Consider the following 11,752-nt stretch of genomic DNA (forward strand, 5'->3'; position numbering starts at 1 on the left):
TATGACCGAAAGTCCACCGTCCATCCGAGGTGCCCCACCTGCCCCTTCCGTGCTTAACCCCGCCTTGCGCCCGTCCTTAGCCCGGACTTAAAGACCCGTGAAAGGCCGCTTCTCGCCAAGATCGGGCCCCGTTGGGCCGCTAGCGTGCTCACTCCCCGGGCCGTTGATCCCCCGTCACGGCCCGGGTCCCCGATCCGAGGAGACGTTCCACGATGACTGCGCTGCGCACCGCCGCCACGGTCGCCGCCCTGGCCGTAGCACCGCTGATGATCACCCTGGCCACCGCGACCCCGGCCGACGCCCACGGCTCGCTGGAGGACCCGGTGAGCCGGGTGAAGACCTGCTTCGACGAGGGACCGGAGAGCCCGGCGTCGGCCGCGTGCCGCGACCTGGTGGGCATCGGCGGCACCCAGCCGCTGTACGACTGGAACGAGGTCAACCTCGCCGACGCCGCCGGCCGCCACCAGGAACTGATCCCGGACGGCAAGCTGTGCAGCGCGGGCCGCGACAAGTACGCCGGTCTCGACCAGGCGCGCGCGGACTGGCCCGCCTCCGAACTCGCACCGGGGCAGCACACCTTCCGCTACCGGGCCACCGCACCGCACCGCGGCGGCTTCGAACTGTTCATCACCAAGGAGGGGTACGACCCCGCCGCCCCGCTGCGCTGGTCCGACCTGGAGTCCTTCGGCCAGGTGACCGACCCGCCGCTGGAGGACGGCTCGTACGTCTTCGACCTCACCGTGCCCGAGCGTTCGGGACGGCACCTCGTGTACAGCGTCTGGCAGCGCAGCGACAGCCCCGAGGCGTTCTACACCTGCTCGGACGTGGTGTTCGGCGGCAGCGGTGGGACGGGCGGTGGTGGCGACCCGGTGATCGAACCGGCGCCGCCGGCCACCGAGCCGGAGCCCGGGCCGGAGGGCGGGGGCCACGAAGGCCACGGCGACCATGGCGACCACGACCAGCACGGCGAGGACCCGCACGACGGGCACGAGGAGCCCGCCGGCGATCAGCGGGAGGAGGGCGCGGCACCCGAGGCCAACCGCCCGGCCCCGGCCGGCGGCGCGGACGAGGCCATCAACGACACCGAGCCGGCCGATGACCGCGAACTGGCCGCCACCGGCGGCGACTCCACCACCACCGCGCTCGCCCTGGGCGGCGCCGCGGCCCTGAGCGTCGGCACCGCCACGCTCCTGCTGGCCGCCCGCCGCCGGGCCGCCGCCGCCCGCCGCGCCTGACCGGCGCGGCCCCGTGAACCGGTGCCGCCGTCTCCCGGCCCCCACCTTCAGGGGAGACGGCGGCACCGCCGTACGCTTCGTGCTGTCAGCACCTGGGGGGCAGACCCGGAAAGGGGAGCGCGATGACGACGGAGCCCGACGCCTTCGTGGAAGTCACCTCCGAGAGTGAACTGCGCGAGCTGATCGGCGAACCCGCCCCGTACACCCGGGACAAGGCGCGCACCGCGCTGCACGCCCTGGACCGCGCGTGGCTGGCCCGCTCACCGCTGTGCCTGATCGCCACCAGCGCCGCCGACGGCAGCTGCGACGTCTCCCCCAAGGGCGATCCGCCCGGCTTCACCCTCGTGCTGGACGACCGCACCCTCGCCATCCCCGACCGCCCCGGCAACAAGCGTCTGGACGGGTTCCGCAACATTCTCGCCAACCCGCGGGTGGGGCTCATCTACCTGCTGCCCGGACGCGGCGACACCCTGCGGATCAACGGCCGCGCCCGGATCGTGCGCGAGGCGCCGTTCCTCGACGAGATGATCGTGCGGCGCAACCGTCCCAAGCTCGCCCTGGTGGTGGAGATCGAGGAGGTCTTCCACCACTGTTCCAAGGCGTTCCTGCGCTCGCACACCTGGGACCCGGACAGCTGGCAGCCCGAGGCGCTGCCCAGCCGGGCCCGGATCGCCCAGGCGCTGGAGCGTCCCACCGACTCCCTGGCGCGGCTGGAGGAGCACTACGGCCCCCGCTACGCCGAGGGGCTGTACGAGGCGAACTAGCACTCCGGTGCGGTTGCGTGATCCACGCAGCAGGCGCCGCATCGGCCCGGGCCGGCCATGGCCCGCCTGTTCGGCCGGCTGCCGGCAGTTCTTCCGCCCGACACCCGACAGCAGTCCGAGCAGAGGGGCGCCGGCGGTCGTCCGTGGCTCAACTCGGCCGCACCGGCCCGCGATCCGGGTCAGGCCTGGTCGAACATCGCCCCCGGCGGGCAGGACCTACGCTCTGGCCCACGGCCACCGCCAGACCTTCAGGAGTCCGCGCAAACCCCCGGTGATCACGCAGTGGGCCTGACCCGTTTCCAGCCGGCTTCCCTGCGGGATCGCGAGGTCGGACCGGAGTGCCAGGTGGGTGCTGCGCCTGTTTGCGGCAGCCTCAGCGGACTGTTGGAGCCGGTGGCGCGACCGCCTCGCGCAGCTCGGCGGCGGCCTGGGCCATGAGCTGAGCGAGGGTGGTGTCCGGCTCGGCCAGCCAGCGGGGCATGGCACGCCGGTGGATCGCCAGCACCACGTCGATGATGAAGCGTGCCGTGCCGGGCTCGACGCCGCGGCCCTCGAGCGCCGGTGCCAGCGCGTCGGCGATGTCGGCGAGCTTGATCAGATCGCGCTCGGCCAGTGCCGGGTTGGCGGCGATCACTCGTGCCCGGCGCAGCAGGAACTCGCGTGGGCGGAAGATCCCCTCGGCGGTTCCCAGCGCGGTCAGCAGCACCTCGATCGGGGTGAGGCCCGGGTCGGCCGCCTCGACCTGGGCGACAAGGTGAGCCTCGATGCCGTTGTCGGCGAAGAGGACTTCCCGCTTGTCGGGGAAGTAGCGGTAGAACGAGCGCTCCTTCAGTCCGGCGGCGCCCGCGATCTGCGCGACCGAGGTGCGCTCGAACCCCTGCGTCTCGAACAGCTGGAGCGCCGCGCGTTCGAGCCGGCCCTGTGCGTCGGATTCCCATCGCGGCATACCCACCAGGATACGACAACAGGAGCTGTCATCAGCTGATACGGTCAATGACAACAGATGCTGTCATCATCCAGGAGATCGCCATGAAGGCTCTGCAGTTCGACCGGTTCGGCTCCCCGGACGTGATCGTGCTCCGCGATGTCCCACAGCCGGAGCCGGGGCCCGGCCAGATCCGGATCGCCGTGCGGGCGTGCGGTCTGACACCGGCCGACTGGCACGTCGTCGACGGTCTCCTCGCCGACCAACTGCCGCCGCTGCCGCGCGGGCTCGGCTTCGAGGTCGCGGGCACCGTCGACGCGCTCGGCGCGGGCGTCACCGGCGTCGGGATCGGCGACCGCGTGTTCGGCCCGGCGAGCTTGGACCGCCCGACGGCCGGGGCCGCCGAGTACGCCCTGATGCCGGCCTGGGCGCGCATTCCCGAGGGCGTCACCGCCGAGCAGGCCGCCGCGCTGCCGATGGCGGCCGAGACGGCGTGGCGCGCGCTCGAGGACCTCGGTGTCCAGCCGGGTGAGCGGCTGCTCGTCCACGGTGCGGGCACCACCGTGGGTGAGGCGGCGGTGCGCCTTGCGCTGCACCGGGGTATCCGGGTGATCGCCACCGCCGGGCCGACCCGGGCCGCCGCCCTGGAAGAGATCGGCGCTCAGGTGACCGGCTACGGCGACGGCATGACCGAACGCGTTGCCGCCCTGGCAGGAGGCCGCGTCGACCGCGCCCTGGACACCACCCCGACCGGCGGCCGGATCGACCGCGCCGACCAGCCCGGCCCGGCCGGCGGCTCGCTGCCGGCCCTGATCGAGCTGACCGGGGACCCCGACCGTGTCACCACCGTCTCGGACTTCGCCGCCGCGGCCGAACTCGGCACCCGGGTCACCCGGATCGACATGCGCTACGACCTGATGGATGAGTTTGCCCGGCTGGCCGGCGAAGGCGTCCTGGTCGTATCGGTCGCCCGCACCTACACACTCGACCAGATCCAGGAGGCGGCCGGGCTCAGCCGGTCCCGCCGGCCAGGCGGCAAACTCATGCTCGTCCTGTGATCACCTTGCCGACCCGTCCGGATGACAGGAGTCCACACCATCCCCGGTGATCACGCGGTGGCCGTGCCCCTTCCCGGCCAAGGTCCCTGCGAGATCGCTCAGTAGCACGGGAGTACGAGGGACTGTATCGAAAGTAGATCTTGGGCTGTGAATGATCACAGTTCATGGGGCGGGGAGATCTCACGGACGAGCAGTGGGCGGTGCTGGAGCCGTTGTTGCCGAAGGGCACAACGGCGGGTCGGCCGCCCGTCTGGCCCCGGCGGACTACCGCGAGCGCCATGCGGTCGAGCCTCCGCGCCCTCTCAGCCGGCGCGCAGGATCCGAAAGCGATCGGGCTCCGCGGGGTCCCGGTCAACGACTTGGATCGGTGTCCAAGCCCATTGCCACACGCTGATGCCCGTGGTGCGGGAGAACCGGATCGGCCCGCGGGTGCCATCGACCACCACGCGCGGCCAAGACTCGGCGATGGCTGCCCGGTCCGTGCCGTGGGAACGCAGCACCTCGGCGAGGACAGTGACGGTGTCCCAGCCCTCGAAGGCGACGAAGGAAGGCGCTTCGCCCAGACGCTCGCGGAGCTCCTTCCCGACGCGTTCGCCAAGCGGGCCGAGGACCTCAGGCAGGTAACGCAGAAACGGGATCCCGGCGCCGTCCTCGCCCAGAAGCGCGGCCCATTCAGCGAACTCCGGTTGCCCGGCCGGAGCGCCGATCAGGATCTCCGCGAGCCGCACGTCATCCCGTACGGCCCTGACGATCGGCACCGCCGGCTCCGGGTGGCCGACCAGCAGGAGCAGCGCCGTCGCGCCGTGGTCCACGAGCGCATCGCACAGGGCCTCGGGGGTGAGCGCGCTCGTGTCGAGTTCGACGACGGTGCCGCCGTGGGGAGCCAGGTGCTCCCGCAGGACGCGGGTCCCGGACGCCCAGTAGACGCTCGGCTGGGTCGCCACGGCGATCCGGCGTCGTCCCTCACCGAGGAGGAAGTCCGCGTAGATCCGCCAGCCACGAGACTGCGCCGGGGCAAGGCGCGCGACCCACTTCGTCGGCTCCTCGGTGAACTCGTCAAGCACTGCGGACGAGCAGAGGAACGGCACGCCCAGGGCGTCGGCCCGGCCGGCGGCGGCGCGGGCGACGACGCTGTGATACTCGCCCGCCACAACAGCCACGCCCAGGGCGGCCAGTTCGTCCACGGCCGCCAAGGCCCGCTCCGGATCGGCCGCGGTGTCCCGGACCACCAGCTCCAGTGGTCTGCCGTCAATCCCGCCTGTGTCGTTGACCTTGTCAACGGCCAGCTCGAACCCTGCGAGCAAGTGTCGCCCCGCCTCGGCCCAGCCTGGCCGCGTCAAAGGGACGAGTACGCCCACACGGACAGACGACCCCTCTGCGTGCTCCGCTCCGGACAGCGATGGTGGTGTGGTCATCGGTTAGCGTCTCCCTTGGGGCTGTGCGGTCACGGTCTGCCCGAATCGCACCTGGTCAGGGCCGCCGGTCCGCATTCATCACGTCTCGCCGCGGCAGGAGCGCCCGGGTGATCATGCTGGTCATTGGATCCGCCACCAGAGCGAATAATCAACCGACTATCCGCTCGCCGAGCTGCCGAGCCCAGCAAACATCAGCACCACCAAGCACCTGCACCTCAGCAAGCCACTGTCGACACACGCCCTAGGACAGGAACGACCAGCAGTTCGTCGGCCGCGCGTTCGCCGGGTCGAGGGCGTTGGCCGTCTCGTGGAAGGCCGTCCGGTCGAGCAGCCCGATCGTGGCGTGCTCGGAGATGTTCAGCGGGCACAGATCCTGGAGCAGCACATTGCGCACCCCGGGCTCATCGATGAACTGCGAGCGGTACGGGGTGACCACCTCGTCGTACCGGGTGGCGATCACCGTGTACGTGACGCCGGGCACCGTGTAGCCGCCGGCGTTCAGTTCCCGCAGGAAGTCGGAGCCGGCGACCTGCTGGGAGAGGGCGGGGGCGGCCTCGGCGATGGCCCGGTCCAGGCCGGGGAAGAGGTCGAGCAGCCTGGTGAGTCCCAGCAGGGTGGTGCCGTTGGTGCTGGGGGCGATCGCCACGAACGCGTTGACCTTGTCCGCCGCCCCGGGGTGGTGCTTGAGGTAGTAGCGGGGCATCAGGCCGCCCTGCGAGTGGCCGACCAGGTCGACCTCGGCCGCGCCGGTGCGGGCCAGGACCCGGTCGATGTGGGCGGCGAGTTCACCGGCCGAGTCCTCCATCGGGGTCAGGCCGCCGACGATCGGCACGCCCGGCAGCCGGCCGTAGTCGAAGGAGTGGACGCAGTAGCCGCGCTGGGCGAGATAGGGCGCCAGGCCAAGCCAGTTGTTGGTGCCGTCGGCGAAGGTGCCGTGCACCAGGACCACGGGGCGGGGGTGGGCGGCGGCGGGGACGCAGTTCTCCTTGTTCCAGCCGCCGGTGGCGGCAGCGGCCGGGGCACCGGTGGAGGCGGAGGCGGTGGCGGCCGTGGCCGGGGCGGGCAGCACGGCGAGCAGGGCGGCCAGCAGCAGGCCGGTGGTCAGTCGTCTCGTGCGGGTACGGATGGCGTTCCGGGGCAGCTTCACGGGGCGGCTCCTCGCTGGACTCACATGGGGGGTGACAGCGCGGCAGATGCTGGGTCCGGACCACAGTTACTGCTGAGTACCCCTCACGTTACGAGCAGGTAACCCCGGCGCCCAGCACCCGGTACGTGAAGAATCCGGCACACCGTCACCACGTTGGCCGCACACCTGTCGCGGCCCGTCACCACCCCTGATAGGAACCGGTTATGCGCCGCTCCCCCGCCCTCCTGGCCGTCGCCGCGGTCGCCGGTACCGCACTCGTGCTGCCGCTGTCCGGCTCCCAGGGGCCGCCCGCGGTCACGGACACCGCCCCCGCCGGTTTCGTGGCGCTGCGCGAGGTCGCCCCGGCCATCCGGCAGGAGATGCGGTACGCGGGTCCGCACAACTTCACCGGCGAGCGGGTGGAGGGGTACGAGCAGGCCGAGTGCCTGCTCACCTCGGACGCGGCGCACGCCCTGGAACGCGCCGCCCGCGCCCTGGAGGGACAGGGCTACGGGCTGCTGGTGTACGACTGCTACCGGCCGCAGCGTGCCGTGGACCACTTCCTGCGCTGGATGGCACAGCCCGAGGACGGCCGCACCCGGGCGGAGTTCTATCCCCGGGTGCCCAAGGAGCGGCTGGTCGAGGACGGTTACCTGGCCGAGAAGTCGGGCCACAGCAGGGGCAGTACGGTCGATCTGACGCTGACCGGGGCGGACGGCGGCGATCCGGTGGACATGGGCACCGGCTTCGACTTCTTCGATCCGCGCTCGCACGGCGACTCCCCCGACATCCCCGGGGAGGCGCGGGCCGCGCGCCGGGTGCTGGCCTCCGCCATGGAGGCGGAGGGGTTCGCACCGGTGGAGACCGAGTGGTGGCACTTCGGCCACCGGGCCGAGCCGTACCCGGAGACTTTCTTCGACTTCCCCGTGTCCCTGGACTCGCTCAGTCGTTGACACGGGCAACGGCGGCGGCCACCGGAGCCACCCCCGTGGGTCCCGATGACCGCCACCGTCGCTGATCACCGACGCGCCGGGCGCGCCGAATGGTTTCGCCCCTCCGGGCGTTGTCACCTTTTCGCGACACGGGCGGGACAACCTCAGGACGTCACAGCCGCAACTCCCGTTCAGGACACGGCTGAACGCTGCCGTGCCGACCGGTGCAGCGCGTGCTCCACCACCGCCACCAGCGCGTCCCTGGCCGAGGAACGCTCGCGCGCGTCGCACAGCAGAACCGGCACGTCCTCATCCAGGTCCAGCGCGCGCCGCACCTGCTCCGGCGGGTAACGCACCGCCCCGTCGAAGCAGTTGACCGCCACCGCGAACGGCAGCCCACGGGTCTCGAAGAAGTCGACCACCGAGAAACTGTCCGCCAGCCGCCGCGTGTCCACGAGGATCAGCGCGCCCAGCGCCCCGCGCGCCAGCTCGTCCCACAGGAAGCGGAACCGTTCCTGCCCCGGTGTGCCGAAGAGGTACACGATCACCGAGTCGCTGATGGTGATCCGGCCGAAGTCCATGGCCACGGTGGTGGATCGTTTCCCCGCCACCCCCCGGATGTCGTCCACCGGCCGTCCGGCCTCCGTCAGCGACTCCTCCGTCTGGAGGGTCTTGATGTCGCTGACGGCGCCGACCAGCGTCGTCTTCCCGACACCGAAGGCCCCCGCGACGAGGATCTTCAGTGCCGTGGGGTCCGCGGACCTGCCGCGGCCGCGTTCAAAGGGCCCGGAGACCATCGATCACCTCACGGAGTGTGCTGTCGTCCTGCAACTGGGAGGCGGGGACCGGACGGCTGACCCGTACCAGACCGGCGTCCAGCAGATCACTGATGAGCACCCGTACCACCCCGACCGGCAGGTCGAGGCCGGTGGCGAGTTCCGCCACCGACTCGGTGGTACGGCGGCAGCGGCGCATGATCTCGGCGTGCTCGGGGGCCAGTTCGCGGTCGGTGAGATCGCTTCCGGTTCCGGCCGCGCCCTCCTGGTCACCGGTCTCGGCCGTCACCAGGGCGATCAGGTCGAGGGGATGATCGACGGTCCCGCGGGTGCGGCCGCGCGTCATCGCGTAGGGCCGCACAATGGGTCCCGCCTCCTCGTCGAACCAGCCGTGGCTCATCGGCCGGCCGGTCAGCTCTCGCCCGGGCCACCGCGCGGCGCGGTGCCCAGGTGCGCGCCGACCCGCTTGATCAGCAGCGTCATCTCGTAGCCGATCTGTCCTATGTCCGCCTCGATGTCGGCGAAGACGGCGAGCGCGCTGCCCTGGCCCGCCGCGGCCACGAAGAGAAACGCGTCATCCAGCTCCACCAGGGTCTGGCGGACCCCGCCGGTCGCGAAGTGGCGTCCCACGCCCCGGGCCAGTGAGTGGAACCCGGAGGCCACGGCCGCCAGTTGCTCGCTGTCCTCCCGGCTCAGCGCCTGGGAGGCGCCGCGCGCCAGACCGTCGGCGGAGAGTATCAGCGCGTGGCGGATTCCCGCCACTCGTCCGACGAGTTCGTCGAGCAGCCAGTCGAGCCGCTCACCATCCTGAGGTGTGCCGTCCTGGGCGTCGGCCCCCGGTGCAGTCATGGGTCTGCCCCTTACGGTGTCGGTGCCTGCGGGTCATCGCCCCGCCTGATGTTGTCGCGGTGGTCGTTGTGCTGCCGGCCGCGCCGCCAGCCGAGTTGCAGTGCGGCCATCCGGGCCCGCACCTCGTCGGCGTCCTGCTCCGTCAGGTCGGTGACGCTGGCGTGGACGCCCGGCTCCTCGTCGTCCCAGGTGTCCGGGATCGCGGCGGGGGCGGAGGCGGGTGGGGTGCGGCGCTGCCGCCGCGGCAGCCCGGCGACGGTGGTGCCACCGTCCTCCTCCTGGTGGCCGGGCGCGGGATTCTCCTCGCCCGGTGGTTCGCCGACCTGCCGCCCGTGGTCGGCGACCAGCACCGGGGTGCGGCGCCGCTGCGGCAGCGGGATCGGCGGTGCGGGATCGGCCGCGGTGGTGTGCTCGGCCTGATCCACGGGGTCCGCGGGGCGCGGTGGCGCGGGGTACGCGGAGGGTTCGTGGTGTGCGGGGTACTCGTCGGGGCGGGCGTGCCGGGGCCGTTCGCCGCGCCGGCTGTCGCCGTCGGCCTCGTCGGGGAAGGGGTAGGGCCCGAAGCCGCGTGCGCCCTCCCCCGCGTGCTCCAGGCTCCGGAAGCCGACCGGCGCCTCCAGCTCGACGGGCCCGTCCACCGGGCCGTTCAACAGCTCGGGGGGCGCGGGGCGTTCGGGCAGCGGATTGCGCTCCCCCGGGCTGTCGCCGGTCTCGGTGAGCAGCTCGCCGGGCAGCAGCACGACCGCGGTGGTGCCGCCGTACGGGGACTCCCTCAGGGAGACGCGTACCCCGTGCCGCTCCGCCAGCCGGGAGACCACGAACAGACCGAGCCTGTCGGTGTCGGACAGGTCGAACTCGGGTGTGTCCGCCAGCCGTTCGTTGGCCTCGTGGAGCGCCTCGGCGGTCATGCCCAGGCCCCGGTCGTGGATCTCCAGGGTGTAGCCGTGCGGGACCCGTTCCCCGGACACCTGGACGGCGGTGTGCGGCGGGGAGAAGACGGTGGCGTTCTCCAGGAGTTCGGCGATGAGATGTGTGAGGTCGGCCACCGCGCCGCCGGCCACCGCCAGTTGGGGCATGCGGTGCAGCTCGACGCGCTCGTAGTCCTCGACCTCGGCCACCGACGCCCGCACCACGTCCATGAGCTGGACGGGCTTGCGCCACTGCCGGGCCGGGGCCGCTCCGGAGAGGATGACCAAGCCCTCGGCGTGCCGGCGCATCCGGGTGGTGAGGTGGTCGAGGCGGAAGAGATCGGCGAGTTCGTCGGCGTCGTCGGTGCGCCGCTCCATCGCGTCCAGCAGGCCCAGCTGACGGTGGAGCAACACCTGGTTGCGGCGTGCCAGGTTGACCAGGACGTCGGAGATGCCGCGCCGCACGGTGGCCTGTTCGACGGCGGCGGCGACGGCGGCGCGCTGGAGGGTGTTGAGGGACTGGCCGACCTGGCCGACCTCGTCGCGGCCGTACTCCAGGTGCGGGGCCTCGGTCTCCACGTCCACCCGCTCGCCGGCGGCCAGGCGGCGCAGCACGCCGGGCAGCCGTACCTCGGCGGCGTCCTTGGCCTCCTTGGAGAGCGTCATCAGGTCACGGATCAGCGCCCGGCCGATGCGCAGCGAGACGACCAGCGAGAGGATCACCGCGGCGGCGCCGAGCACTCCGGCCGCCCCGGCCCGTACCAGCACGGCCGTGGCCTCGGGGTCGACGGCGTCCTGGTAGCGCTCCTGGGCGGTCTCGCCGAGGGCGCGCAGTTGTTCCAGGGCGTTGCCGCCGGTGTCCACCCACTGGTCGGCGCGGGCGGAGCGGGTGCCGCCGTCCAGCAGCCGGCCCTCGACGACGGTGAGGACGTGGCCGGGCCCGGTGTCCCAGAAGGTGTCGTGGGCCTGCTGGTCGCGCAGCGGGAGGTCGGGGAGGTAGGTGGTGTAGGCCAGGTCGCGTTCGGTGATGCGGTCGCCGACCTGGCGCAGTTCGGTGTCGGTGATGCGGCCCGCCGCCAGGGCGCCGGCCACCAGCGCGTCCTCGCGGGAGAGGTACTCACGGGCCTGGGCGATGCCGACGACGGCGCGGCCGTGCCGGTCGAGGTCCACGTTCTCCACGAGGTGCAGGGCGGCCAGGAAACGGAATCCCGGGTCGATGACGACCGTGTAGGCATCGAGTGCGGCGGTACGGGAGATGGTGTTGCTGTGGACCTGATCGCGCAGTGCGGCAAGGCCGTCCAGACCGGACAGGAAGGCGTCCAGCCGTTCCTTGGCACCGCCGTTGAGGTCGTCGCGGGCGCCGCCTGCGGCTTCTTCGCGTACCTCGGCGACGGTCTGGTTGGTGGACTCCTGGGTGGTGCGCAGCTGGGCGAGGGCGTCCGAGCGGCGCGGGTCGGCGAGGAACACCAGGGTCTGGCGCCGCTCTTGCTGGATGGCGTGGATGACGCTCTCGGCGGGGGTGCCGAGTCTGTCGGAGACGGAGGCGACGGCGAGCAGGGATCTGGCCTCGGCGACGGTGATGGCCGTGGCGAACGCCCAGATCGACACGAGCGACAGCAGAGGCACCAGCAGCAGGGCCCCTATCTTCCGTCGGATCGACTTCCCTCGCACGTGCGGGCCCTCCCAGGGGTGTGTCCGTGCTGTTGCGTGCTGCGACAGCGCGAGCCTACTACCGCTGATAGCGGCTGGGCGTGAGGACTTGGT

At 72.2% G+C, this 11,752-nt stretch carries 11 protein-coding genes and 1 pseudogene; 4 read left to right on the forward strand and 8 right to left on the reverse strand.

What is annotated here, in order from left to right; translation table 11 throughout:
* Nucleotides 1–212: 212 nt before the first annotated feature.
* Nucleotides 213–1,235 (forward strand): lytic polysaccharide monooxygenase, encoded by a 1,023-nt coding sequence (locus ACTFAP_RS03480; protein WP_495683426.1) that lies wholly within the window; start codon nucleotides 213–215, stop codon nucleotides 1,233–1,235.
* A gap of 122 nt (nucleotides 1,236–1,357) precedes the next feature.
* Complete coding sequence (locus ACTFAP_RS03485) at nucleotides 1,358–1,999, forward strand: MSMEG_1061 family FMN-dependent PPOX-type flavoprotein (RefSeq protein ID WP_495683427.1); 642 nt, start codon at nucleotides 1,358–1,360, stop codon at nucleotides 1,997–1,999.
* A gap of 15 nt (nucleotides 2,000–2,014) precedes the next feature.
* Here ACTFAP_RS03485 and ACTFAP_RS03490 read toward each other — a convergent pair.
* Nucleotides 2,015–2,182 (reverse strand): annotated as a pseudogene (locus ACTFAP_RS03490) (IS701 family transposase); the annotation flags it as partial.
* A 190-nt stretch (nucleotides 2,183–2,372) separates the two neighbouring features.
* On the reverse strand, nucleotides 2,373–2,945 hold the full coding sequence (locus tag ACTFAP_RS03495; RefSeq protein ID WP_500468211.1) for a TetR/AcrR family transcriptional regulator: 573 nt from the start codon (nucleotides 2,943–2,945) through the stop codon (nucleotides 2,373–2,375).
* Between the two features lie 83 nt (nucleotides 2,946–3,028).
* On the opposite strand from ACTFAP_RS03495, the gene ACTFAP_RS03500 reads away from it, so the two are divergent.
* On the forward strand, nucleotides 3,029–3,982 hold the full coding sequence (locus ACTFAP_RS03500) for an NADP-dependent oxidoreductase (RefSeq protein ID WP_500468212.1): 954 nt from the start codon (nucleotides 3,029–3,031) through the stop codon (nucleotides 3,980–3,982).
* Between the two features lie 302 nt (nucleotides 3,983–4,284).
* Here ACTFAP_RS03500 and ACTFAP_RS03505 read toward each other — a convergent pair whose 3' ends face one another.
* Both ACTFAP_RS03505 and ACTFAP_RS03510 read right to left on the reverse strand, forming a co-directional pair.
* A complete protein-coding gene (locus tag ACTFAP_RS03505; protein ID WP_500468213.1) occupies nucleotides 4,285–5,397 on the reverse strand; it encodes an ABC transporter substrate-binding protein in 1,113 nt (370 codons plus the stop codon).
* A 241-nt stretch (nucleotides 5,398–5,638) separates the two neighbouring features.
* Nucleotides 5,639–6,544 (reverse strand): esterase/lipase family protein, encoded by a 906-nt coding sequence (locus ACTFAP_RS03510; RefSeq protein WP_500468214.1) that lies wholly within the window; start codon nucleotides 6,542–6,544, stop codon nucleotides 5,639–5,641.
* A 203-nt stretch (nucleotides 6,545–6,747) separates the two neighbouring features.
* Between ACTFAP_RS03510 and ACTFAP_RS03515 the strand changes: the two genes are divergently transcribed.
* Nucleotides 6,748–7,476, forward strand: coding sequence for a M15 family metallopeptidase (locus ACTFAP_RS03515; protein ID WP_500468215.1), 729 nt, complete (start codon nucleotides 6,748–6,750; stop codon nucleotides 7,474–7,476).
* Between the two features lie 170 nt (nucleotides 7,477–7,646).
* Here the strand turns inward: ACTFAP_RS03515 and ACTFAP_RS03520 are convergent, their stop codons facing one another.
* The 4 genes from ACTFAP_RS03520 to ACTFAP_RS03535 are packed head-to-tail and all read right to left on the reverse strand — an operon-like array spanning nucleotide 7,647 to nucleotide 11,659.
* Nucleotides 7,647–8,252, reverse strand: a complete 606-nt coding sequence (locus tag ACTFAP_RS03520) for a GTP-binding protein (protein ID WP_386532402.1) — start codon at nucleotides 8,250–8,252, stop codon at nucleotides 7,647–7,649.
* Nucleotides 8,233–8,631, reverse strand: coding sequence for a DUF742 domain-containing protein (locus tag ACTFAP_RS03525; RefSeq protein ID WP_400013274.1), 399 nt, complete (start codon nucleotides 8,629–8,631; stop codon nucleotides 8,233–8,235). Before ACTFAP_RS03525 ends, ACTFAP_RS03520 begins: the two co-directional genes overlap by 20 nt.
* An 11-nt stretch (nucleotides 8,632–8,642) precedes the next feature.
* Nucleotides 8,643–9,080 (reverse strand): roadblock/LC7 domain-containing protein, encoded by a 438-nt coding sequence (locus ACTFAP_RS03530; protein WP_390120287.1) that lies wholly within the window; start codon nucleotides 9,078–9,080, stop codon nucleotides 8,643–8,645.
* 11 nt (nucleotides 9,081–9,091) lie between these two features.
* Nucleotides 9,092–11,659, reverse strand: a complete 2,568-nt coding sequence (locus ACTFAP_RS03535; protein ID WP_500468216.1) for a sensor histidine kinase — start codon at nucleotides 11,657–11,659, stop codon at nucleotides 9,092–9,094.
* Nucleotides 11,660–11,752: the final 93 nt, after the last annotated feature.

It is taken from the genome of Streptomyces sp. PH9007 (assembly GCF_059813725.1).